This window comes from Trinickia sp. NRRL B-1857 (genome assembly GCF_050470685.1).
Lineage (GTDB): Bacteria > Pseudomonadota > Gammaproteobacteria > Burkholderiales > Burkholderiaceae > Trinickia.
The window spans coordinates 689095-713925 of sequence record NZ_JBFLUK010000001.1; the positions used below are offsets into that span (position 1 = coordinate 689095).

The window sequence follows — 24831 nt, forward strand, 5'->3', positions numbered from 1 at the left end:
AACCGGCCGCTATCGATGCACCGCCAAGGCCGCGAGATCGATCTCGCCGCGTTCGAAACGTGCTTCGAACGACTCGTCGCGTGCGCTCGCACCGGTGCCGCACCCGCCGCCTTTACCGCAACCGCACGACGATTCGGTCTTCACGCGCGGCAGGTAATGATTCGAAGGCTTCGTGTCCCACTCGGGCATCAGTTGATAGCCGCCGCGTTCGCGAATCGCGCGCGACACGTCCGATTCAGGGTCGTGGATATCGCCGAAGATCCGCGCCGACGTCGGGCAAGCAAGCACGCACGCAGGCTTGCGATCGCGTTCCGGCAGCGCAGGATTGTCGATCCGGTCCGCGCACAGCGTGCACTTCGTCATCTCCTTGCGGCCCTCGTCGAGTTCGCGCGCACCGTAGGGACAAGCCCACGCGCAGTACTTGCAGCCGATGCACTTGTCGTAGTCGACCAGCACGATACCGTCGGACTTGCGCTTGTAGCTCGCGCCGGTCGGACAAACGGGCACGCACGGCGGGTCCTCGCAATGCAGACACGATTTCGGGAGATGAATCGTGTCCGTCATCGGGAACACACCGGCTTCGTATGTCTGCACACGATTAAAGAAGGTGCCCGACGGGTCGTCGTCATAGGGGCGAGCGTCGGTCAGGCTGCCCGCCTCGCCCGACGTATTCCATTCCTTGCAGCTCGTCACGCAGGCATGACACCCCACGCATACGTTCAGATCGATGACCAGCGCCATCTGCGTCATTGCTCGTCTCCCTGTTTGCGGCGTGCGTCGCGCGGCGCCTCGCCGAACGAAGCGGCCCGGCGCAACCGCGCCGCGAATTCGCCCTTGCCCGCGAAATAGGCTTGCACGCGTTGTACGACGTTCGTCGTCCCGGGCATCGGCCGCATCGGCGCGAACTGCGGTAGCGTCGTCGCCGCCTCGGCCTCGGCCGGGTAGATGCGCACGCGCACGTCATACCAGCCGGCTTGGCCCGTGATCGGATCGGAATTGGACATGCGCTCGCCGGTACGCGTATCGCTCGGCAACTCGTCGGCGATGACGTGGTTCAGCAAGAAGCCGCGCTGGGATTCCCCGGCGTCGGGACTCAAGTTCCAAGCACCGGCCGCCTTGCCGATCGCATTCCAGGTCCATACGGTTCCGGGCTCCACCGCCTCGCTATAACGCGCCCGGCAACGCACCTTGCCCCAAGGCGACTCGACATAGATCCAGCCTCCGTCCTCGATCCCCTCGTTCGCAGCCGTCGCCGGATTGACGAACAGATGGTTCTCGCCGTGAATTTGACGGAGCCACGCGTTTTGCGAATCCCACGAGTGATACATCGCCATCGGCCGCTGCGTGATCGCCGCTAGCGGGTAGCGATCGAGATCGGTCACGTCGCGCTCGAGCGGCGGATACCAGAACGGCAACGGGTCGAAATAGCGCTCGATGCGTGCGCGCAAGTGCTCAGGCGGCTGCCGCCCCGCGCGCTTGCCTTGGGCGGCGAGCCGAAACGTCTGCATCACCTCGGAATAGAGCTGGATCACGATCGGCACGTCGAATTTGCGCATCCCGTTCTCGACGGCCCATTGCATATACGGCCCGTTGCAGTTGCGCATGTACTGTAGCGATTCCGGCAATCGATGGTGGTAGACGCAATTGTTCTTCGCGTATTGCTCCCACTGATTCGGGTTCGGCTCGCCCACCACGGCTTTCGTCCCGTCCTTGCCGCGCCATCCGATCAAAAAGCCCGTGCCGGAATCCGGCGCCGTCTGAAAGTTGACGACGAAGTCCGGATAGTCGCGAAACTTGCGCTTACCGTCGGCTGTCGTGAAAGCCGGCAGCTTCAGACGGCTCGCCAGCTCGATCAGCACTTCTTGGAAGGGCTTGCATTCCCCGGTCGGCGGCACCACGGGAACCCGCACCGAATCCACCGGACCGTCGAACTCGGAGATCGGTCGGTCCAGCACCGACATCACGTCGTGCCGTTCGAGGTATGTCGTATCGGGCAAGATCAAATCCGCAAAGGCGGTCATCTCCGATTCGAATGCATCGCACACTACGAGGAATGGGATCTTATACTCGCCGTCCTCGCGTTTATCGACGAGCATCTTACGGGCTTGCCCGGGATTCATCGACGAATTCCACGCCATGTTCGCCATGAAGATCAGCAGCGTATCGATCGGATACGGATCGCCGCGCCAAGCATTCGTAATCACCGAATGCATGAGCCCATGCACTGCGAGCGGGTACTCCCAGGAGAATGCTTTGTCGATACGCGCGGGCGTGCCGTCTTCGTGTACGAAGAGATCGGAGGGCGCCGCCGGCCAGCCGAGCGGCCCCGTGGCGAGCGGCGTATTGGGCTTGATTGCGCCGGGATCGTTCGGCGGCTTCGCGGACGGCGGCGCCGCGCGCGGGTACGGCGCCTTGTGACGGAAGCCGCCCGGACGATCGATCGTGCCGAGCAGCGACATCAACACGGCCATGGCGCGAATCGTCTGAAAGCCGTTCGAGTGCGCGGCCAGTCCGCGCATGGCGTGAAACGCGATCGGCGCACCTTCGACGGTATCGTGCGTCTTTCCCCAAGAATCGGTCCATTGAATCGGCAGCACGATACGCTGCTCGCGCGCGGCCGTGGCCATCTCGCGCGCGATCCGCTCGATCGTGTCCGCGGCGATCCCGGTGATATCCGCCGCCCACTGCGGCGTACAGTGCGCCACTTGCTCGCGCAGCAACGCAAACGAAGGCGCAACGGGCGTTCCGTCGGCCAGCACGTAGCGGCCCTCGAGCGCGGGCCTCGCATCGGCGGCGTGATTCGGCACGGCCCGGTTCGTGACCGCGTCCCACCATAGATGGTCCTGCGGAAAGAGCGTATTGATTTCGGGCACGCCGCGATCGCGCACGAATAGCCCGAACGTGTCGCTCTCTTCACGCAGATCGACGAGCTCTCCCGCATTCGTGAAGCGCTCGACGAAGGCTCGATCGTAGGCGTCGTGCTCGATGAGCTCGCGGATCAGCGCCATGAACAGCGCGCCGTCGGTACCGGGACGAATCGCGATCCATTCGTCCGCAATCGCCGCGTAACCGGTGCGCACCGGATTGATCGCAACGAAGCGCCCACCGGAACGCTTGAATTTCGACAGCGCGATCTTCAACGGATTGGAGTGATGATCTTCCGCCGTGCCGATCATGAAAAACAGTTTGGCGTTGTCGAGATCCGGGCCGCCGAATTCCCAGAACGACCCGCCGATCGTATAGATCATGCCGGCTGCCATGTTCGCCGAGCAAAAACCGCCGTGTGCCGCATAGTTCGGTGTGCCGAACTGCTTGGCGAACAAGCCGGTCAGCGCCTGCATTTGATCGCGGCCCGTGAACAGCGCGAACTGCTTGGGGTCGGTCGCCCGCAGATGAGCAAGGCGCTTGCCCAACATATCGAACGCCGCATCCCACGAAATCGGCTCGAACTGCGCGTCCCCGCGCTCGGTGCCGGCCTTGCGCAACAGCGGCCGAGTGAGCCGGGCAGGCGAATATTGCTTCATGATCCCCGAGGAGCCTTTCGCGCAAATTACGCCCTGGTTCAAGGGATGATCGGGGTTGCCGTCGATATAGCGCACTTCGCCGTCGCGCAGATGCACGCGTATGCCGCAACGGCATGCGCACATGTAGCAGGTCGTCGTCTTGACCTCGAGCTTCTCGTTTTGCGTGCGCGCATGATGATCCATCGTGGCTCCTCTTTCGCGGATAATGTCGGCGCTCGCACCACGGGCGGCGACTTGGTGCGTCTATGCTACGTGCGAGCGGCAGCGGCAAAAAGTCGTATTCGATGATTGAAACTATCGGCTGGCGCTATAGATCGTCGCTGCCCATACGAGACGAGTTCTTGTTCGTCGAGGTGCCTCTTCCGCCGAAGAACGCAAAAATGGATCGATCGCCGCCGTAACGGCGATCGACGAGGGTGCGGTAAGGCGTAACGCGCAAGCCCGTCAGGGCCGTTCGTCGCGCCTGAAATATTGGAGGTAAAGCAGACGCTGCCCGATTCGCCGAAACGGCGCGAACGGATGACCCGGCAGCGGGCTCGTGAAGATCGGTAGCGTTAGATGCGCGCTCTTGCCCGCGATTCGCTCGGCAAGCCGGCGGCCCGCTTGCTGGGAGTACGACACGCCGTTGCCGCCGTAACCGAGTGCGTAATAGACCGACTGTCTGGGATCGGGCTGACAGATACGCGGCATCATGTCGTGACTCACGTCCACCCATCCCCACCACGAGTAGTCGATTTGCACGCCGCGCAATGCCGGGAACTTGCGGGCCATGCCTTCCTTGAGCAAATCCAAGTGCCGAGGATGAGGTGCGTCGCGACCCGTTATCGCGCTGCGGCTGCCGATCTGCAAACGCCGGTCCGGCAAAAAACGATAGTAAAAGCGCAGTGTGCGCGTATCGGTCAGCACTTGCGTCGTGCGGAAGTTGCAGGCGCTAATTTCCTCGTCGGTCAGCACGCGCGTGACCATCGAATTCGAAAGAATCGGCATCACCTTGCTGCGCAACGACGGGTGCAACGTCTGCGCCGTATAGGCGCCCGTCGCAATGCCCACGGCTCGGGCCCGCACGATGCCGCCGGGCGTACGCAGATGGTGGATGCCATTGATCGTTTCCCAGCCGAGCACCGGGCTGCTCGTATGCACTTTTGCACCGGCCGCGCGCGCAAGACGCAGATAGCCGAACGCAAGCTTGGCCGCGTGAATGCCGATCCCTTCGGGTTCGTGCAGCGCACCCGCGGCCTCGTGATCGTTCAAAAACTCACGGCGGAACGTCTCGGCGCTAAGCAGCTCGGACGGATAACCGAACACGTCCTTCCAGACCTTCGCTTCGGCCGCGAGCTTCTCCATGATGCGCGGGCGATGCGCGATCAAGAAATGGCCACCCGGCTGCGGATCGCAATCGATCTCGGCCACGAACGATTTGAAATGATCGAATCCTTGCAGGATTTCCTCGTGCAGCTTCAAGGCGATGCCCTTGCCCCAGCGTTCGACCCACTGCGAACGCGATAGCCGGCCCGATGCGTTTTGCGCCTGTCCGCCGTTACGGCTGCTGCAACCCCAGCTCGTTCGGTTGGCCTCGAGCACCACCGCCTTGATTCCGTGCTCGCGCGCTAGGCACAACGCCGTCGCCAGCCCCGTGTAGCCGGAGCCGACGATCGCCACGTCGACATCCATGTCCTTCGTAACGGGGCCGTCGTCGGGCGGCGGGCTCCCGGCAGTCGCAATCCAGTATGTCGGCGCGTAGTCTCGTCCTTGCCCCGGCCCCGGCGATACGAGCGGGTCGTAAGTCGGATCGTAGCGCCGATCGGCGGCATCGCCCTGCGCGAAACCGCTCGTGGCACGCTCGACTGAGGTGTATTCCATGTACCTATCTCCTGATTGTTCTATTCGATCGACCTTGCGTTCAGGCATCGACGCGGCGATCCGATCTGTCGAGGAAAGTGTAGGTAGGCAGATTTCAGCGAGGTAGAACCAGTGAGGGGTATTCACTTGGACCAGGACGCGTTTAATCGAAACGCGGCGCAATAGGCGCAAAACGTGCCTTCGGCAGTCATCAGCAAAAACCAGCATATCCGCCGCCGGCTTCTTGGCTCACGCTGTGATTTGAAACAAATTGGTTCATTGGCGCCGCCGGTCGCGCGCCGATGCTCGTCGCATCGCAGGAGACCCATGTCCGCCCCCGTCACCGAACCCCTATCCGCGCCGGCCGAGGATGCGCGCGTGTTGCGTGCGCTTGCGATCCTCGAGGCGTTGGCATCGGCCGGGCAACCGTACACGCTGTCGCAGTTGGCCGTGCGCCTGCGCATCCCCAAAGCCACCTTATTGCGGATGATCGAATCGCTCGAATCGCGCGGTTACGTCATGCACGTTCCCGATTCGCGCGGACGCGATCGGGCCATCACGCTCGGGCCCCGCGCCGCGCAATTCGCGCTCTGCACGCTGGCAAACAATACGTTCACGCGCGCGTGCAGGTCGGTTCTGCGCGCGCTCGTCGAAATCCTAGGCGAGACGTGCAACCTGACCGCGCTCGACAACGATGCGGTGCTGTACGTGGAGCGCGTCGAAACGGCCGAGCCATTGCGGCTCGAAATGCGTCCCGGCATGCGGGTGCCGTTGCATTGCACCGCGAGCGGCAAGCTATTCCTTTCGCAGATGACGACGCTGGAACGCAATGCGATGCTCGAACGGCTGACGCTTAAGAAGATGACCTATCGCACGTTGATCGATCCGCGGCAACTCATTGCCGAACTTGAGCGCCTGGGCCCGCGCGGGGTCGGCATCGACAACGAAGAATTCGTGCGTGGAATGGTCGCCGTGGCGGTGCCGGTTCGAGCCGCCGACGACGGACACGTGCTCGCCTCGCTCGCCGTGCACGCGCCGACCGCGCGCGCGACGCTGGACGATTTGCTCGAGGCCGTGCCGCGCATGCGCGAAGCGGCGGCGCGGCTCGCCCCGCTGCTGTCGGTAAGCGAAGGTTAGCCGAGGGCAGTCGCAAAAGCGCAAGCGCAGCCCGCCCCGCCCCTCGAGGCCACCTCTGCCTCAATGCGCGAGGATGCCCATCGCCTGCTTCTTCAACTCGAGAAAATGCGGCTCGAAAGCGACTTGCGGCGTGCGCGGCCGCTCGAGTTCGATGGGTACATCCAAAGCAACGCGCCCCGGCCGGGACGAAAGCACCACGAGGCGCGTGCCGAGAAAAATCGCTTCGTCGATATCGTGCGTGATGAACACGATCGTGCACCGCAACTGATCCCACAGCGCGGTCAGGAACGTTTGCATCGCGCTGCGCGTTTGGGCGTCGAGTGCGCCGAACGGCTCATCCATCAGCAACACCTTCGGCTTCATGACGAGCGCGCGCGCGATCGCCACGCGCTGCTGCATGCCGCCCGAGAGTTGATAGGGCCTGTGCTGCGCGAAGTTTTCAAGTCCGATCGTGCGTAGGATCTCGTTGGACGCCCGGTGTCGTTCGTCCTTCGGCACCGAATGCAGCGACAAGCCGAACTCGATGTTCTCCTGCACGCTGAGCCATGGAAACAACCCCGCCTGCTGAAAGACGACCACGCGATCCTCGCCGGGCTGCGCCTTCACCTCGCCGTCGATAAAGATGTTGCCGCTCGAGGGCAGCGTCAAACCGGCCAGCAGATGCAGCAATGTCGTCTTGCCGCAGCCTGAAGCCCCCAGCACGGTGACGAACTCGCCGCCTTGGAACTGTAGATTGATGTTTTCGAGCGCCGACACGGCGCCGAACGTCTTGTACAGGGAATCGATGACGATATTCAAGGGCCTCTCCTGCTAACCGGGTAAGTCTGCGCATCGATCTTGCCGAGCGGCTGCGCCGCCCGGCCGCTCGAGAAGCGGTTCAATGCGAGGTTCAATGGGCGAGCGACTGCGAATACTGCGGTGCGACATTGTTTTCGAAGCTTGCGGGCTGGCTTTGAATGCGCCCGATCGACTGCAATACCTTGGCCGTGTTAGCGAGCGTTTCATAGGTCGCCGACGTCTTCACCCCCGCGCCCGATCCCATGACCTTCGGCGTCGTTTGGTCGGCACCGGAAAAGAGCTCGTAGCCGGCCAGCTCGCTTTGCGCAACGGGCACCGTGACGCCGGTTTGACGCGCCATCTCGGCGATCGCTTTTTCGCGATCCTTTTGCGTGACCTGATAGCCCGCATCGAGCGCCGCCACGAAGCCGCGTACGAGATCGGGGTGCGCTTTCGCCCAATCGGCATTGGCGATGCAAACGTTATAGCTCGACGCACCGCGCGGCAAATCCCCATCGGTCTTGATCGCCTTGCCTCCCGCCGTGCGCAACGCACTGAATACGGGGTCCCAGACGATCGCCGCATCGATCGCCCCCGTCACCCACGAAGTACGCATTTGCGGCGGCGCCATATTGATTTGCGTGACCGCCGAATACGGCACATGCGCCTCGGCGAGAAACGTCGCCAATTCAAACGAGGCCTGCGAGCCGGCCACGATCGCGATCTTCTTGCCTTGCAGACCGGCCACGTCGTGTATCCCGCTTTCCGGCTTGACGACGATCCCGGCCGCGTTCGTATACCGTTCCTGGTTATAGACGATCGTCATCGGCAAGCCCTGCGCGATCGCGGTGACGAGCGGCGGCACCCCGAGCCCGCACATGAACGACAAGCTATTCGACGCGAGCGCGCTCATCGCCGCGGGCCCCGAGCTGAACAGCTTGTACTGGACGTCGGCATTCATATGATGCTCGAACAGGTGCTCGGCCATCGACACCATGTACGGATCGGCGCCGTTGTCTTCGTAGCCGATGATGACCTGCGGTTTGCTTTGCGCGTGGATAGAGCCGGCGCTCAATGCACAGCCGAGCATCATGACCGCGACGGCGGTTCGGATCGCATATTTCGTTTTCATGCTTCGTCTCCTCAGAGGGTTCGAATCACTCGTGGCCGCGCCAAGGCACGATCCAATTCTCGAGCTTGCGTATCACCAACTCCATGGCATAGCCGATCACCCCGATGATCACGATGCCCAGAATCACCACGGCCACTTGCAATGCTTGTCCCGCGAATTGCACGAGCCAGCCGAGTCCGCTGCTGGCGGCGATCAGTTCCGCCGCGACCAGGCAGGTCCAGGCGACACCGATCCCCACGCGCATCGCCGTGAAGATCTCCGGCATCGCGGACGGCAGCACGATCCTGCGAAAGATTTGCGCGTTGGTGGCACCCAAGGTGCGCGCCACGGCAATGCGCAGCGGCGGCGTGCTCTTCACGCCCGACATCGTGCCGATGATGATGACCGGGATCGTGCCGACGAGAATCAGGATGGCCTTGGGCAACTCGCCGATGCCGAACCAGACCACGAGCAGCGGAATATAGGCGAGCGGCGGCACCGGCCGAACGAACTGCAATAGCGGATCGATGATGTCGAAGACGATTTTGTTGCGCGACATGAGCAGGCCGATGGGCACGCCAATCAAGACGGCCCCGACGAACCCGATGACGATGCGAAAGCAACTGATCAGGATGTCGTCGAGCAACGATTGTCCGCCGTAGCCGTTGCGCACGATCTGGACGAACGCTTGCCAGACCTCCACAGGCGAAGGCAGCGCGAACGGCGGAAAGAAGCCGGCCATCGACACCGCCTGCCAGATCACGACGCAGATCGCAATGACGGCCGCCGTCAACCAATACGAACTCATGCCGGCCCGCGCGCGGCGCAATTTGGGTTTCGGCTCGCTGGACGCTTCTCGGCGCTCCATCGTTTTACCGTGTTCGGGAAGGGCTCTTACTCTCACTGACGTCTCCTGAAGTTCTCGATGCGATGCTCAAGACAACCCACTAAAAGTATAGTCAGCGCGCCCGAGCATCCCGCTCTATCCGGAACCCTCCGCTCGCTTGCCTGCGTGTTCGTTTAGTGAAGGATTGTCAATCAATAAGGTAGCCGGTAGTGCCACGTCAAAGGTTCCGATGGGTCCAGCGCTAAGGCCCGCCCCTGGCCCTCGCCCGCGCGGTTCTCCGCCCGCTGGCCCCACGAAAATGCACGCACTGGCGCTACCTTCGTATACCCGCACCCGTTAACGTCTCCTTATCGGTCGCCCGGGTATCTCGCGTACCCCGGCCACCGCCCGCATCGCGCATTCGACAGGAGACATGTATGACCGACGCATCCCTCGCCCCATCCAACGTCACGGCCAAGACGCTCGCGGCGTTTTCCGACGCCTTTAACCGCCATGACGCGAACGCGTTGATGGGCTTCATGACCGAGGATTGCGTATTCGACGCTGCCGCGGGACCCGAGGTGCACGGCGCACGCTTTGTGGGCCGCGATGCGGTACGCGCCGCATTCGCTGCCGTTTTCGCGAGTTTCCCCGACGCGCACTGGGGCCAGGGGCGTCACTACGTCGTCGGCGAGCGCGGCGTGTCCGAATGGGTCTTCACGGGCACGCACACGCAAGGATGGCGGATCGAAGCCGAAGGCTGCGACTTGTTCGAGTTTCGCGACGGGCTCATCGCGCGCAAGCGCGCGTTCCGCAAGGAGCGCCCGAAGCAGCCAGTTTGAGGGGCCTAGCTTCATATCGCCCCGTTCAAACCGAGCGTTTTGAAACGAATCATTTCATTTCATTCCGAATTCGCCCGGGTCTTCAGGGAATGACTTGACCCGAGTCCGGCACTGCCTAGTATCTGGAACGACCTAGTTCCGTCAAATGACCATCGGAGACACCCTATGAGCGAGCAATCCACCCCCCAGCGAGCAACGGCCAACGGCCCGCAAGACATGACGCCGTCCGAAGCTTTCGTCGAAACGCTCGCGGCCAATGGCGTGACCGACATGTTCGGCATCATGGGCTCGGCGTTCATGGACGCCATGGACATCTTCGCGCCCGCGGGCATCCGCTTGATCCCGGTCGTGCATGAACAAGGCGCCGGGCACATGGCCGACGGCTATGCGCGCGTATCGGGCCGCCACGGCGTCGTGATCGGCCAAAACGGACCGGGCATCAGCAACTGTGTCACAGCGATCGCGGCCGCGTATTGGGCCCATAGCCCAGTCGTGATCGTCACGCCCGAAGCAGGGACCATGGGCATCGGCCTGGGCGGCTTCCAAGAAGCGAATCAATTGCCGATGTTTCAGGAGTTCACGAAATATCAAGGCCATGTCACGCACCCCGCGCGCATGGCCGAATTCACGGCGCGCTGTTTCGATCGCGCGCAGGCCGAGATGGGCCCCACGCAGTTGAACATTCCGCGCGACTACTTCTACGGCAAGATCAAAGTCGAGATTCCGCAACCGCGCAAACTCGACCGCGGCCCGGGCGGCGAACAAAGCCTGAACGAAGCCGCCGAGTTGATCGCCCAGGCGAAGTTTCCCGTCATCATCGCGGGCGGCGGCGTGGTCATGGCCGATGCCGTCGATGAATGCAAGGCATTGGCCGAGCGCTTGGGCGCCCCCGTCGTCAACAGTTACTTGCACAACGACTCGTTCCCCGCCAGTCACCCGCTCTGGTGCGGGCCGCTCGGCTATCAGGGCTCGAAAGCGGCGATGAAATTGCTCTCGCGCGCCGACGTCGTGATCGCGCTCGGCTCGCGTTTGGGGCCGTTCGGCACCCTGCCCCAGCATGGGCTCGACTACTGGCCGAAAGACGCGAAGATCATCCAGATCGATGCCGATCACAAGATGCTCGGGTTGGTCAAGAAGATCTCCGTCGGCATCTGCGGCGACGCGAAGGCGGCCGCCGGCGCGCTCACGCAGCGTCTGGCCGATCGCGTGCTCGCGAGCGATGCCACGCGCGGCGAGCGAGTGGACCAGATCGCCGGGGAAAAAGCCGCTTGGGAGAAGGAGCTCGACGGTTGGACGCACGAACTCGACGGCTACAGCCTCGACATGATCGAAGAGCAAAAGCACGAGCGCACGTTCAACGGCGGCCGCTATCTGCATCCGCGCCAGGTGCTGCGCGAGCTCGAGAAGGCGATGCCGCCGGACGTCATGGTCTCGACCGACATCGGCAACATCAACTCGGTTGCCAACAGCTATCTGCGCTTCGAGAAGCCGCGCAGTTTCTTCGCGGCGATGAGCTGGGGCAACTGCGGCTACGCGTTCCCCACCATCATCGGCGCGAAAGTGGCGGCGCCGCATCGTCCGGCCGTCTCCTATGCGGGCGACGGCGCGTGGGGCATGAGCCTCATGGAAACGATGACGTGCGTGCGTCACGGGATTCCCGTGACGGCCGTCGTGTTCCACAACCGGCAATGGGGCGCGGAAAAGAAGAATCAAGTCGACTTCTATAACCGCCGTTTCGTTGCCGGCGAGCTCGATAACCAAAGCTTTGCGGCCATCGCTCGGGCGATGGGGGCGGAAGGCATCGTCGTCGATCAATTGGAAGACGTCGGGCCCGCGCTCAAGCGTGCGATCGATATGCAGATGAACGAAGGTAAAACGACGATCATCGAAATCATGTGTACGCGCGAACTCGGCGATCCGTTCCGCCGCGATGCGTTGTCCAAGCCCGTACGCCTGCTCGACAAGTACCAGGATTACGTCTGAGGATTGCCGTGAAACCCCTGAACCGCATCATCGAGGCCGCGCGCATGTCGCCGATGCGCATCGTGCTCAGCGAGGCCGAAGATTCGCGTGTGCTCGCCGCCGCCGTTCGGGCGAGCCGCGAGGGGATCGCACGGATCGTCTTGGCCGGTAATCCGGACGCGATCCGCGCAGCGGCCGCGCACGAGGGCCTCGACTTGGAGGACATCGCGCTCGTCGATCCCGAGGCATCGGAATGGCGAGCGCCGTTCGTCGACGAGCTCGTAGCGCTGCGCGGCAGCAAAGGCATGACGCGCGAGCGGGCGGAAAGCGAGGTGCTGAGTCCGCTGGTTTTCGCGGCGTTGATGGTGCGGTGCGGCTATGCGGACGGGTCCGTGGCGGGGGCCGTCCATACGACGGCGGACGTCGTGCGCACCGCGATCCAGTTGATCGGTATCGAGCCCTCGTTCAAGCTCGTATCGAGCTTCTTTCTGATGATGCTGTGCGAGCCGTTCCATCGCTACAAAGGCGGGCTCGTGTTCTCCGATTGCGCGCTCGTCGTCGATCCTGACGCGCAGCAGCTTGCCGAGATCGCGATGGCCGCCGCCGACAGCGCGCGCAGTCTCTTGATGGAAGAGCCGCGGGTGGCGATGCTCTCGTTCTCGACGAGCGGCAGTGCACATCATGCGCACGTCGACAAGGTGATCGAAGCAACGCAGCGCGTCAAAGCGCTGCGCCCCGGCCTTGCCATCGACGGCGACGTTCAACTCGATGCGGCAATTGTCGCCGAGATCGCGGAGCGAAAGATCGAGCACTCGCAAGTGGGAGGACACGCGAATGTACTCGTCTTCCCGAATCTGGACGCCGGCAACATCGGCTACAAGCTCGCGGAGCGAATCGGTGGCGCGAAGGCGATCGGACCGTTGCTACAGGGGCTGAATCACCCCGCCAACGACCTTTCGCGCGGCTGTAGCGCGGAGGACGTCTTCCACGTGATTGCCGTGACCGCCGTGCAAGCCCAAGCGGCGCACGAACGTCGGAGCCATCGTTCCACGGAGCCGCACGCGGCTTGAAGTACTCACCGTGACTAACGCGGCGCGCTAACGGCGCGCCGCGATCCATTGCGCCAGCGCCACCACGCGGCCCATATCGAGCGGCGCGGCGGGATCGAGCGTCGCGCAATCGCGATAAAAGTGCATCGGGTTTCGCCCCAATCCGAGCCCGATGACTTCCACATCGCCCGCTAGCGCTTGCCGCTCCAGCACGTCTTTCAGATGCGCGTCGAGGTAACGCGCACCGCTCGCCTGCACGGTTGCCGCATCCATCGGGCTGCCGTCCGAAATCACGACCAAGATACGGCGAGCGCCGGCGTGCGCGGCAAGCCTCGCACATGCCCATTGCACCGCTTCCCCGTCCACCCCTTCGCGGAACAGATCCGGTTTGAAGAGTGCCGCGATCGACGCGCGTGCGCGCCGCCAACTGTCCTCGGCGCCCTTGAACACCATATGGCAAAGCTCGTTGAGCCGCCCGGGTTGCGGCGGGCGTCCGCGTGCGAGCCATTCGAGCCGCGCGCGACCGCCGTTCCATGCGCCGGTCGTATAACCGAGCACTTCCGTCGCGACGCCGGCTTGCTCGCAAGCACGCGCCAAGATATCGATGAGCATTGCCACCGGTTCGATGTGCGCCTTCATCGAGGCCGAGCAGTCGGCCAGGAAACCGACGATGCAATCGCCGCGCGGACGCATCCGCTCCCTCACGAATACGCGCCGCTCGGCCGGCGAGGCGACGATTTGCGCAAGGCGTCTGCCGTCGATCCGTCCATCGTCCTCGCCGAACGACCACCCGTCGCGCTCAGGAACCGCAAGCGCCGCGCGCAGCACACGCGCAATGCGCACGACGTTGATGCGCTGGGCGGCAATGCGCTCATCGAGCCGTTCGCGGTATTCGCGCAGCAAGGCTTCTCTGACCAGGGTGCTCGCGCGCACCTCTCGGTCGAATCGGGTCGTATAAGCGCGGTAGCTCGGCGCGTCGGCCGGGCGAAGCCGGCTCTCATGCTCTCCCGCGCCGCCCGGCGCCGAGTCGTTGCGCTCATCGAAGTCGAAATCGAAATCGACCCACAACGAAAAGGACGTCAAGGCGTCGAGGGGTTCACGCGCGGCGGCTTCAGTATCGGTCGCGAACATCGCACGTTCGCGCTCGAGCATCGAAGCGACGCACTCGGCTAGTGCGCAGGCATGCGCCGCATACGCCGCTTGATCCTCGCGATGCCGGCGCAGCGCTACGAGCTGCGCCCCGATCGCAGGCACGATGGCCGCGCGCGTGGCCTCGATCACGTCTTGCGTTTCCTCGAGTACGGGCCAACCGGTCACACGCGACCACACGATCTGCACGACGGTATAAACGAGGATGCCCAACTGATCTTCAATGCGTCCCGCACGGCTGTACGCACCCAGCCAACCCTCGAAGCGAAGGCGGAGATTGTCCGCAAGACCGCGCATCGCGGGCGGCGCGAGTGCCTCGCACCGGATCTGCTCGAACAACTCGAATAGGACCCGCTCGACGGGAGCCTCGGGGGACATCGATCGATGCAACGCGGCGTCGGAAAACATGAGCCGCATGGCGGCGCCGTCGGCGACGCCGCGCAGTGCCGAGAGACGCTCCTCGAACGCGTTTGCGCGCACGTGCGGCGCGTAAAGCGGCAACGGTCGCGACTGTCGGCAAAGACAGCCATCCCGATAGTGCAATGCGCGATCGCCCGAGAAGGCACGCACAACCGCCGCGCACAGCGCCTCGTTGCGCAGCGCGACGCCTAGGGCATCGGTCGCGTCGCTCATACGCGAGGCGACGGTGCACGGCCGTCCGATTCGCGTTGCACCGCATCCGGCTGCAACTCTGCGCCGAAGCATCGCTGATACAGTTCGGCGACGATCGGCCGCTCGGATTCGTCGCATTTATTCAGGAAGGTTAGGCGAAATGCGAGCATGGGATCGCGAAAGATCAGGCTGTTCTCCGCCCAATCGATGACCGTTCGCGGCGACATGAGCGTGGAAAGATCGCCCGTGGCAAAGCCCTTGCGAGTCAACGCCGCCATGCCGATCATCGCCTCGACGAGCGCCCGGCCCGCGTCGTCGGCCATGTCGGGCACGCGCGCGAGCACGATGCCGGCCTCTTCAAGCGGATCCAGATAGTTGAGCGTCGCAACCACGTTCCAACGGTCCATCTGCGCGTGATTGAGCATTTGCGTTCCGTGATACAGGCCGTTCAGATTGCCGAGGCCGACCGTGTTCGTCGTGGCGAACAAGCGGAAATACGGATGCGGGCGGATCACCCTGTTTTGGTCGAGCAGCACGAAGCTGCCGTCGCGCTCCAGCACACGCTGAATGACGAACATCACGTCGGGACGCCCCGCATCGTATTCGTCGAAAATCAGCGCGACCGGACGTTGCAGCGCCCACGGCACGATCCCCTCCTGAAACTCCGTGACCTGGCGCTCGTCCCGCACGACGATCGCATCCTTGCCGACGAGATCGAGCCGGCTGATATGGCCGTCGAGATTGACGCGCACGCAAGGCCATCTCAAACGCGCGGCGACCTGCTCGATATGCGTCGACTTGCCCGTGCCGTGCAAGCCTTGAACCATCACGCGCCGATTGCGCGTGAAGCCGGCCAAAATCGCCAACGTCACTTCGGCGTTGAAGCGATAGGCCGCATCGATATCGGGCACATGCTCGTCACGCTCGGAGAACGCCGGCACCAGGAGATCGGTGTCGATGCCGAATTGCTCGCGTACCGACACCGTGCAATCGGGCGCCGCCTGCATAAAATCCTTCGTCACGCTTTCTCCCCGCGATCGCTCGATCGCCAAGCCGCTTAACGCCTACTCTCGCAGAGGGAGTCTATCGGCCCCCCGCACCGGTCGATAGGGCCAGTCAGCCGGTTTCGGCTGGTACAGCCGCGCAAGGCGCCTTTTGATCCCGTTTCGATACTTTCCGTTTCAGTTTGGCGACGCGCGGCGCTTGCGCGCTTGCGCGCGCCGCCGCCATCCATGACATTGAGGCGAAAACCCAGAGGGGCTGGTCATGGAACTGGAAGTCGACTACTTGATCGTCGGTGCGGGATCGGCTGGCTGCGTGCTGGCCAATCGCTTGAGCGCGGACCCGCGCAATACGGTGTTGCTGCTCGAAGCGGGCGGCGCCGACACCAATCCGTGGATTCACGTGCCGGTCGGCTACTTCAAGACGATGCACGACCCCGAACTCGATTGGTGCTATCGCACGGAGCCCGACGAAAACGTCGATGGCCGCCGCATCGATTGGCCGCGCGGAAAAGTCCTGGGCGGATCGAGTTCGCTCAACGGCCTGCTGTATGTCCGCGGGCAGCGCGAAGACTACGATCGATGGGCCGAACTCGGCAATCGGGGATGGGGTTACGCCGACGTGTTGCCGTACTTCAAAAAATCGGAGGACCAAGAGCGCGGGGCTGACGCTTATCACGGCGTGGGCGGCCCGCTCAAAGTCTCCGACCTGCGCCTGCGACGGCCGATCGCCGATCGCTTCATCGCGGCCGCGCAGGAAATCGGCATCCCGTTCAACCCCGATTACAACGGCGCGAGCCAAGAAGGCGTCGGCTACTTTCAGCAAACCGCGCACAAAGGCTTTCGCTGGAGCACGGCCAAGGGCTTCTTGAAGCCCGCGCGCGCACGTACCAACCTGCATATCGCCACGCGCGCCCAAGCCTGTCGCGTGCTGATCGAAGGCAATACGGCAGTCGGCGTCGAGTTCATGCGCGACGGCCGTCGCACGATCGCGCGCGCACGTGCCGAGGTCATCCTTGCGGCGGGCGCGATCGGCTCGCCCCAGCTTCTCCAACAATCGGGTATCGGCCCGGCGAACCTGCTGCACCGTGCCGGCGTATGCGTTCATCGCGATCTGCCGGGCGTCGGTGCGAATCTGCAAGACCATCTGCAAGTTCGCCTCGTGTTTCGGACGCGCGAACGAACGTTGAACGACGAAGTCAATCATCCGCTGCGCAAAGCTTGGATCGGCATGCAATACGCGCTGTGGCGCACGGGGCCGCTGACGCTCGCCGCCAGCCAAGTCGCGATCTTCACGCGCTCAAGCCCGGCCGCTACGCGGCCCGACATCCAATTTCACATGCAGCCTTTGAGCGCGGACAAACCCGGGCAAGGCGCGCATCCGTTTTCCGCCTTCACCTCGTCGGTTTGCCAACTTCGCCCTTTCAGCCGCGGCCGGATCGAGATCCGCTCGGCCGATCCGCTCGACTACCCACTCATCCACGCCAACTATTTGTCGGACGAACGCGACCATCCGGTTGTCGTCGGCGCGATCAAGGTCGCCCGCCGCATCGCCGCGGCGCCGTCGCTCGCGCCGCACATCGTCTCCGAGTACGTGCCCGGTATCCAGTACGCAAGCGATGCCGAGTTACTCGATGCCGCCCGGCGATTCAGCCAGTCCATCTATCACCCGGCCGGCACCTGCAAGATGGGCCACGATCGTCTGGCCGTCGTGGACGACCGGTTGCGGGTGCATGGCGTTGCGCGCCTGCGCGTGGCGGATGCGTCGATCATGCCCGAACTCGTCTCGGGCAACACCAACGCACCGGTCATCATGATCGCCGAGAAGGCCGCCGATATGATTCTCGAAGATCGTGACGGCCGTGTCGTATCGAAACCCGAACATATCGAAGCCGGTGCGTAAGGGACAAGCTTAGCGACGCCAACGCAGCGGCCGGCGCAGCGTGTGCCGCTCCATCCGCACGGCGGGCACCGCATCGAGGAACGCGAAGGCGCCGCGCTCGGCCACCCCCTCGCTGCGCTCGCGTTCCTCGTCGGCGTCCACGGTTCGATCGGTATCGATGAACAGCGCCGCCACGGCCCCGATCGCAAGCAGCCCTGCGGAAACGGCGAACGGTATGTTATAGCTTCCCGTGTGCTCGATGAGATAGCCGAAGACGACCGGCGAGAGCATCCCCGCCACGCCGAAGCCGGTGTTCATCATCCCGCCCGCGGTCCCCGCATACTTGCCGGCGATATCGAGCGGCAGCGTCCACAAGACCGGATTGGTGATTTCGAGGAAGAAGAAGGACCCGGTCAGCAGCCAAACCGCAGTCAACGGATCGGCCACCGAAATCATCGGCAGCAAAAATGCGAGCGAGCCGCCCAGGCCCACGACGAGCACGGAACAACGCGCCAGCCGTAGCCGCCCCGTTGCCTTGAAGATCCGGTCTGACACCACGCCACCGAGCGTATCGCCCACGACACCGGCTAACAGCGGCAATGCGGTGAACAGCGCGAGATGCTTGAGATCGAAACCGCGCGACTCCTTGAGATAGGACGGCAGCCAGGTCAGGTAAACCCAAAGCAGCCAGCCGTAGCAGAAATCGACGAAGGTCACGAGCCACATGCGGCGAATCAACTTGCGCCAGGGCGTGACGCAGCGCTTCGCACGTTCGCAATCGCCCATGCGATAGCCGATTTCGGCCGTTTCATCGGACGTAATGCGCCGATTCTGCTCGGGCGAGTTCGTGAAGACGAACAAGTACAGGACGGTCCACGCGAGGCTGGCGATACCGAGCAAGATGAACGCGTCGCGCCAACCGCCCGCCACGACGACCGCCAAGACGAGCGGCGGCGTCACCGCGCCGCCCAAGCGCGCGAAACTGTGCGTGATGCCTTGGGCGAAGCCGCGCTCGCACACCGGCATCCAATAGGTGAACGCACGCGTGGCCGTGGGAAACGCCCCGCCCTCGCCGATCCCGAGCGCGAAGCGCAGCGCCACCAGCATGGCGACGCTGCCAGCAAAGCCCGTGGCGAGCGTCGCCGCGCCCCAGATCAACGAAAGCACCGTCAGCACGAGCTTCGGACCGAATTTGTCCGACAGCCAGCCGCCCACGATCTGCATGGCCGCATACGGATAAGCGAACGCGGAAAACACGAGACCGAGTTGGACCGCCGACAGCCCCATCTCATGGCGGATCAGCGGTCCGGCGACCGCGATGTTGACGCGGTCGATGTAAGAGATGAAATACATCAGACACATCACCGCCAAAATGATATGGCGCGTTTTGACGCGCTGCGCACGCTCTTTCATGCTGGTGTCTCCTACCGTCTCTATCGTTGAGTTTCGTGCATGGCGGCGCGAGCGTCGATGCGTGGCCGCCCCAAAGCGCTCGCTCGTATCAGTCGGGGGCCGGCGCCACCAATTTCAAGCGCTGCACCTTGCCCGACGGTCCGCGCGGCAGCTCGCTGACGAAGCGGATTTCCTTCGGCGTCTTGTAGCGGCCCAATTCGCGCAAGCAGTGGGCGAGCAGTTCCTCGGGGCCGGGCCCGCCTGCTCCGCTCGCCGCACGCGGCACGACGAACGCCACGATCTCCTGGCCATAGGCCGAGTCGGGCACGCCCACCGCGGCCGCATCGAGTACGCCGGGGTGACGCAACAGCGCCTCGTCGATTTCGCGCGGTGCGATGTTTTCGCCGCCTTTGATGATCAGTTCCTTCGAACGGCCGTTGATGTAGAAGTAGCCGTCCTCGTCGCGATAGCCGAGGTCGCCCGTGCGTAGCCAGCCGTCGATCGTGAAGGCCTTGGCCGTCTCGTCGGGGCGCTTGTAGTAGCCGCGCATGACTTGTTCGCCTCTGAGCACGATCTCGCCCGGCTCATTGGGCGCGCATTCGCGCCCGTTGCGATCGATCACCTTCGCCTGCGCGCCCGATGGCAACCCGATACTGCCGATACGCCGCCGAGCCGGTTCGTAAGGATTGCTAAATACAGGCGCCGCCGTTTCGGTCATCCCCATGGTTTCGATGATCGGGATCCCGAAGCGCGACTCGAACGCGCGGTGATGATCGCTCGGGAGCGCCGCCGACGCGCTGCGGCAAAACTTCAGCGCGGACAGATCCAACCCGCTCGGTTCCTCGCCTCCGAGTAGATAGGCGACGATGGTCGGCACGACGTTGATCCAAGTACAGGCGTGGCGGGCCACGTCGCGCCAGAACGTGCGCGCCGAAAAGCGCGGCGTCATCACGACCGACCCTGCGTGAAAAAGCGGCGCGAGCAGCGTCACGACCAAGCCGTTGATGTGATAGAGCGGCAGCGACGCCAGAACCCGATCCTGCGTTCCCAGCCGGTGTTCGTCGCTGATGTTGCGTGCGTTCGAAAGCAGGTTTCCATGGCTTAACAGCACGCCCTTGGGCGCGCCGGTCGTGCCCGAGGTGTACATCAACAACGCGATGTCGCTAGGTCCGCAACGAGGGTCCGATACGTCGGATAAAGCGTGGTCGCCGCCCTCGTGAGCGGTGCATGGGGACAAAGCGGGCAATTCGAGCGCATCGGGCGCGGTATGGACGGTCGCGACCTGTCCGCACGATTCGACGCAGGCCGCGGCCAAGGCGTCCTTCGTTTCGTCGCAAACGAAGATCATGCGGCTATCCGAGTGCTCGACGATGTAGCGGAGCTGCGAGGGCTGGCACAGCAAGTTCAACGGATGCACCACGAGGCCGCTGTACATGGCGCCGAGCAAGAGCGCCGCAGTCTGAATGCCGTTCGGCATGAACACCGAGACGACGTCGCCCGGACTCAGCCCCGCCAGATGAAATTCGGACTCGAGGGCCCTGCAACGCTCGCGCAACATGGCGAAGGTGACAGCGGTACCGCTTGGTTCGTTGCCGTCGCCATCCTCCAAGCCGTTCAGCAAGAACGGTTTGTCGGGATACTGCTTGGCACGCGCGTCGATTAGTGCACGCATCGTCATAGGCGTACTCATCGACCGACCCTCCCGAAATACGCGCCGAGTAGCGCATCGACGTCAGGGACTTGCTCCTTGACCGGATACGCAACGCGCGTCACGTTCAAGTACTGGCGGAACGTCAGATTGCTCGAGAAATTGTTTCGCCCCCACGTCCCGCAGCCCATCGACAGCGAAAACGGCAGTCCGTTGTCGAAGTTGCCGCCCGTCGCGAGACAGTGCGCCTGGTTGACGATGACGCGCGCGACCGGCAACCGCTCGCCCAAGCGGACGGCGAGTTCCGGCTTCGCCGTATGCAGCCCGACCGAGTGGCCCGCCCCCATGTACCCATAGATATTGCGGACGATGCAGGCCGCATCGGTGAAATCGCGAGCTCGATACACCGCCAACACAGGGGCGAGCTTTTCCCCCGAGAACGGATGCTCGGCGCCGAAGCCGTCCTCCTCCACCATCAAAAATCGCGGCTCGCGCGCGGCGACGTCCTCGAGTCCCGCCGTCTGAGCGATCCGCTTCGCACACTTCGCCGTGCAGCGCTCGGAAAGCTTGCCGTCGTGCCACATCGCCGCTTGCAGGCGTGCCTTTTGCGTCGCGTCGAGCAACACGCCGCCGCTGCGTTCCAGTTCGCCAAGCATGGCGTCGTAGACCGCTTCCTCGATGACGACGCTGTTTTCCGACGAACAACTCGTCGCGTTGTCGAACGTTTTGGAGCGGGCGATGTTGTGCGCCGCATCGCGCAAGTCAGCTGAGCGCTCGACGATCGAGGCCACGTTTCCCGCGCCCACCCCGAACGCCGGGGTGCCGCTGGCGTAGGCCATGCGGACGTTCGCTTGCGAGCCCGTCGCGACGACCAGATCCACCTGTTGCATCAGCGCGGCGGTAGCGGCCTTGCTGACCGGCTCCGGGACGATCTGTACGAGCGCCGGGTCGAGCCCGGCTTTCGCGAACTCCGCGTGGATGAACTCGATCAGCAGCGCGCACGACGAATAGCCTTTCGGCGAAGGCGCGACGATCACTGCGTTGCCGCATTTGAGCGCGTTGACGATTTTGTTCGCCGGCGTGGCCGCCGGGTTCGTCGATGGGGTGACCGCGGCAACGACGCCGACCGCCCGCGCAATCTCGACGATTCCTTTCGCGGGATCGCGCGCAATCACGCCGCACGTGAGTTGCCCGTGCAGGTCGCGCAAAAGCCCCAGCGTCTTGCGAAAGTTCTTGCGAAACTTGTCGTCGGCGTCGCCGAGCCCGGTGTCTCGCACCGCCAGCTCGGCGAGCGCGCGATTGCGCGTGGGCTCCATGATGGCCCAAGCGGCGGCCGCGGCCGCCGTGTCGAGCACCGACTGACCGGCAAACTCGAACCTGCCTTGAGCCTCGCGGGCGCGGGCAACGAGTTCGGCGATGCGCTGCTCGATCTTCTCTCGTGCCTGCACGTCGGCGGTTTCGGCTGTTGTAGCCCTAACGTTCATAAACGGCGCTCCGATCGAATCAATAATGAATTGGCGTACTGCCAATCTATTCGGCGCAAGCGCCCTTGCCTGTCCCGTTTCCCGCGCATTCGTCGACAACGACCGACGGCGCAGCGAAAACATCGAATTTCGGGACTTCCCTAAGTCCCGAAAGCCGCGCGATCCGATACACAATGCGGTAACGAGTGGCGCGATCGTCAGAATCGGGAGACGGGATGTCGACATCGAATCAATCGAACGCCGCGGCGGTACGCGCGTTTCGCGTACTGGAGACGCTGGCGCAGGCGGGGCAACCGCTTTCCATGGCGGAGCTCGTCCATGCGCTCGGCCTGCCCAAGCAAACGGTGCATCGCATCCTCGTTCAATTGACCGATGCTTGGCTCGTCACGCGGGGCGCCGGCGACAAACGCTACGAATGCTCGCCGCGCGTGCGCATGCTGGCCGTCAACGTACTCATGCATGCGGGGCCCGCGGCGGCGCGCCATGTGTTGCTCGAGCAGTTGGTGGCGAAGGTGGGCGAGACCTGCAACTTGACGATGCTCTCGGGCAACGATGTGGTCTACGTCGATCGAGTCGAGACGGAATGGCCGTTGCGCATGCACCTACAGCCGGGGTCCCATGTGCCGTTGCATTGCTCGGCGAGCGGCAAGCTATTGATCAGTTTTTTGCCGAAGGACCGGCGCGAAAGGATGATCGAAACGTTGCCGCTGCGCGCTTATTCGGAGCGAACGATCACCGATCGCGACGCGCTGCGCCGAGAACTCGCCGCGACGCGCCGGCGCCGCCTCGCGATCAACGATCAAGAACACCTGCAAGGGCTCATCGCGATTGCGGTGCCGGTCTTGCTCGACCGTAACCGCGCCTGCGCGGCGATCGCGGTGCAAGCGCCGGTCGGCCGCGTGACGCTCGACGATCTGCTGGCATTCGAGCCGGAGCTGCGGCACGCGGCCGAGGAAACGGCGAGAACCTTCCGTGCGTGACGCCGGCTCGTCGCTGCGTTACGACGCGCTCACGGCATGCTCGTCGCCCGAGGCCGCATGTGCGCTGCGGCCACGTTCGATCGCGCGTGCCGAGTAGGCCGACACGAGCGCCGAAAACAACACATAGGCGCATACGGTCCACCACTTGCCGCCGCTCATCTTCCAAAGCGCCGTGGCAATGATCGGCGTCAAGCCGCTCGCGAAGATCCCCGAAAACTGATAGACGAAAGAGATGCCCGTATAACGAACACTAGCGTCGAACAGTTCGGAGAACAGCGCGGCTTCGGGACCATAGACCATCGCGTAGCAAATACCGAACGGTATAACGATCGCCAGCCAAATCAACGCAGTATTGCCCGGATGACGCTCGATCAACCAGAACGCGGGATAGACCGCCGCACCGCACAGCAGCGATCCCCACATATAAACCCGGGCGCGGCCGATGCGATCCGACAGCGCGCCGAACAGCGGAATAAAAAAGCACATGACGAGCGCGGCCATCATGACGCCGACGAGTGCGTCGGTGCGTTCCATCCCGATGTGTTGCGTGAGGTAGCCGATCGAGAAGACCGCGAAGATATTGAAAAAGACGCCGTCGATGTAACGTGCGCCCATGCCGACCCACAACTCGCGGCGATAGTTCGCGAGCATTTCGAGGCACGGCAGTTTCGCCTCGCGGCGCGAGCGCTTGAACGCCATGAATTCCGGCGTTTCCATCACTTTCAGGCGAATGTAGAGGCCGATCATGACGAGCAACAGCGAGGCGCCGAACGCGAGGCGCCAACCCCATGCGAAGAATGCGCTTTCGGAGAGCAGATGCGAGACGGCCGCGACCATGCCGGAGGCCAGGCATAGGCCGATCGACAAGCCGATCTGTGGCAGGCTCGCGTACAAGCCGCGCTTTTCAGGCGGGGCATACTCGTAGGCCATCAATACCGCCCCACCCCATTCACCGCCGAGTCCGATACCTTGCAGCACGCGCAGCGACAGGAGCGCGATCGGCGCCCATATGCCGATCTGCGCGTAGGTCGGCACCAACGCGACACCGGCGGTCGAAACACCCATGATGAACAGCGTGAGGATCAGCGCCGACTTGCGGCCGATGCGGTCGCCGAAGTGTCCGAACAGGACGCCGCCCACGGGGCGCGTAACGAATCCCACGGCGAACGTGGTGTAGGCGAGCAGCGTGGACACGAGCGGATCGCCGCTCGGGAAATACAGCTTGTTGAAAATGATGCCGGCCACTACGCCGTAGAGAAAAAAGTCGTACCACTCGACCGTCGCGCCGATCACACTGGCCAGTGCGACGCGGCGAATCATGCGGGAATCGATACGGGGATCGGATCTCATGAAACGGCTCCTCCAATGGATGTCCGTATTCGTGGGCCCCTTGGTCGTCTCCTCCGGGGCAATGGTCGTCCCGGGCGGCGAAGTGTGGCTGAGCGCGACTCGGTCGGTTCTTTCTATGTACCGAGCCGAAATCTAGGCTTCAAGAGAAAACGGGAAGCGCAATCCGTTATGGGACAAAAGAGGGAAAACTGTTTCAGTTTGGAAAGCGCGAGGACGTGGCGGCGCGGCGCCTCGCCGCGCGATAACGGCAAGGCGCCCTTCCTGCA

At 63.5% G+C, this 24831-nt stretch carries 18 protein-coding genes; 6 read left to right on the plus strand and 12 right to left on the minus strand.

Going from position 1 to position 24831, the window contains the following annotated elements; all coding sequences use genetic code 11:
- Window positions 1-9 precede the first annotated feature (9 nt).
- The 3 genes from AB1286_RS03155 to AB1286_RS03165 all read right to left on the minus strand — a co-directional run bounded on the left by AB1286_RS03155 (window position 10) and on the right by AB1286_RS03165 (window position 5384).
- Window positions 10-750, minus strand: a complete 741-nt coding sequence (locus AB1286_RS03155) for a 4Fe-4S dicluster domain-containing protein (RefSeq protein WP_430361890.1) — start codon at window positions 748-750, stop codon at window positions 10-12.
- A complete protein-coding gene (locus AB1286_RS03160) occupies window positions 747-3707 on the minus strand; it encodes a molybdopterin oxidoreductase family protein (protein WP_430361891.1) in 2961 nt (986 codons plus the stop codon). The genes AB1286_RS03155 and AB1286_RS03160 overlap by 4 nt, the downstream gene beginning before the upstream one ends.
- Before the next feature lie 261 nt (window positions 3708-3968).
- Window positions 3969-5384 (minus strand): NAD(P)/FAD-dependent oxidoreductase, encoded by a 1416-nt coding sequence (locus AB1286_RS03165; RefSeq protein ID WP_430361892.1) that lies wholly within the window; start codon window positions 5382-5384, stop codon window positions 3969-3971.
- 306 nt (window positions 5385-5690) lie between these two features.
- On the opposite strand from AB1286_RS03165, the gene AB1286_RS03170 reads away from it, so the two are divergent.
- Window positions 5691-6500: an IclR family transcriptional regulator gene (locus AB1286_RS03170; protein WP_430361893.1), complete on the plus strand. Its 810-nt coding sequence runs from the start codon at window positions 5691-5693 to the stop codon at window positions 6498-6500.
- A 60-nt stretch (window positions 6501-6560) separates the two neighbouring features.
- On the opposite strand, the gene AB1286_RS03175 is transcribed toward AB1286_RS03170, so the two are convergent.
- The 3 genes from AB1286_RS03175 to AB1286_RS03185 all read right to left on the minus strand — a co-directional run bounded on the left by AB1286_RS03175 (window position 6561) and on the right by AB1286_RS03185 (window position 9292).
- Window positions 6561-7298, minus strand: coding sequence for an ABC transporter ATP-binding protein (locus tag AB1286_RS03175; RefSeq protein ID WP_430361894.1), 738 nt, complete (start codon window positions 7296-7298; stop codon window positions 6561-6563).
- Window positions 7299-7389: 91 nt separating this feature from the next.
- Window positions 7390-8409 carry an ABC transporter substrate-binding protein gene (locus AB1286_RS03180; RefSeq protein WP_430361895.1) on the minus strand — a complete coding sequence of 340 codons (1020 nt, stop codon included), beginning with the start codon at window positions 8407-8409 and terminating at the stop codon, window positions 7390-7392.
- 25 nt (window positions 8410-8434) lie between these two features.
- Window positions 8435-9292, minus strand: coding sequence for an ABC transporter permease (locus tag AB1286_RS03185; protein WP_430361896.1), 858 nt, complete (start codon window positions 9290-9292; stop codon window positions 8435-8437).
- 359 nt (window positions 9293-9651) lie between these two features.
- Here AB1286_RS03185 and AB1286_RS03190 point away from each other — a divergent pair, with 359 nt between their 5' ends.
- From AB1286_RS03190 to pta, 3 genes are all read left to right on the plus strand, one after another.
- Window positions 9652-10056 (plus strand): nuclear transport factor 2 family protein, encoded by a 405-nt coding sequence (locus AB1286_RS03190; protein ID WP_430361897.1) that lies wholly within the window; start codon window positions 9652-9654, stop codon window positions 10054-10056.
- 165 nt (window positions 10057-10221) lie between these two features.
- Window positions 10222-12039 carry a sulfoacetaldehyde acetyltransferase gene (gene xsc / locus AB1286_RS03195; RefSeq protein ID WP_430361898.1) on the plus strand — a complete coding sequence of 606 codons (1818 nt, stop codon included), beginning with the start codon at window positions 10222-10224 and terminating at the stop codon, window positions 12037-12039.
- Between the two features lie 8 nt (window positions 12040-12047).
- Window positions 12048-13088, plus strand: coding sequence for a phosphate acetyltransferase (gene pta, locus AB1286_RS03200; protein ID WP_430361899.1), 1041 nt, complete (start codon window positions 12048-12050; stop codon window positions 13086-13088).
- Between the two features lie 27 nt (window positions 13089-13115).
- Here pta and AB1286_RS03205 read toward each other — a convergent pair whose 3' ends face one another.
- Both AB1286_RS03205 and AB1286_RS03210 read right to left on the minus strand, forming a co-directional pair.
- Window positions 13116-14849, minus strand: a complete 1734-nt coding sequence (locus tag AB1286_RS03205) for a cobaltochelatase CobT-related protein (RefSeq protein WP_430361900.1) — start codon at window positions 14847-14849, stop codon at window positions 13116-13118.
- Window positions 14846-15835, minus strand: a complete 990-nt coding sequence (locus AB1286_RS03210; RefSeq protein WP_430364973.1) for an AAA family ATPase — start codon at window positions 15833-15835, stop codon at window positions 14846-14848. Before AB1286_RS03210 ends, AB1286_RS03205 begins: the two co-directional genes overlap by 4 nt.
- A gap of 259 nt (window positions 15836-16094) precedes the next feature.
- On the opposite strand from AB1286_RS03210, the gene AB1286_RS03215 reads away from it, so the two are divergent.
- Window positions 16095-17732: a GMC family oxidoreductase gene (locus AB1286_RS03215; RefSeq protein WP_430361901.1), complete on the plus strand. Its 1638-nt coding sequence runs from the start codon at window positions 16095-16097 to the stop codon at window positions 17730-17732.
- Window positions 17733-17741: 9 nt separating this feature from the next.
- Here the strand turns inward: AB1286_RS03215 and AB1286_RS03220 are convergent, their stop codons facing one another.
- The 3 genes from AB1286_RS03220 to sauS form a co-directional block, all read right to left on the minus strand.
- Entirely contained in the window at window positions 17742-19124 is a 1383-nt protein-coding gene (locus AB1286_RS03220) for an MFS transporter (RefSeq protein WP_430361902.1), read from the minus strand.
- An 88-nt stretch (window positions 19125-19212) separates the two neighbouring features.
- Window positions 19213-20793, minus strand: coding sequence for an AMP-binding protein (locus AB1286_RS03225; RefSeq protein ID WP_430361903.1), 1581 nt, complete (start codon window positions 20791-20793; stop codon window positions 19213-19215).
- Entirely contained in the window at window positions 20790-22235 is a 1446-nt protein-coding gene (gene sauS, locus AB1286_RS03230; RefSeq protein WP_430361904.1) for an acylating sulfoacetaldehyde dehydrogenase, read from the minus strand. The genes AB1286_RS03225 and sauS overlap by 4 nt, the downstream gene beginning before the upstream one ends.
- Window positions 22236-22450: 215 nt before the next feature.
- Between sauS and AB1286_RS03235 the strand changes: the two genes are divergently transcribed.
- Complete coding sequence (locus AB1286_RS03235; protein WP_430361905.1) at window positions 22451-23215, plus strand: IclR family transcriptional regulator; 765 nt, start codon at window positions 22451-22453, stop codon at window positions 23213-23215.
- Between the two features lie 18 nt (window positions 23216-23233).
- Here the strand turns inward: AB1286_RS03235 and AB1286_RS03240 are convergent, their stop codons facing one another.
- A complete protein-coding gene (locus AB1286_RS03240; protein ID WP_430361906.1) occupies window positions 23234-24565 on the minus strand; it encodes an MFS transporter in 1332 nt (443 codons plus the stop codon).
- Window positions 24566-24831: the final 266 nt, after the last annotated feature.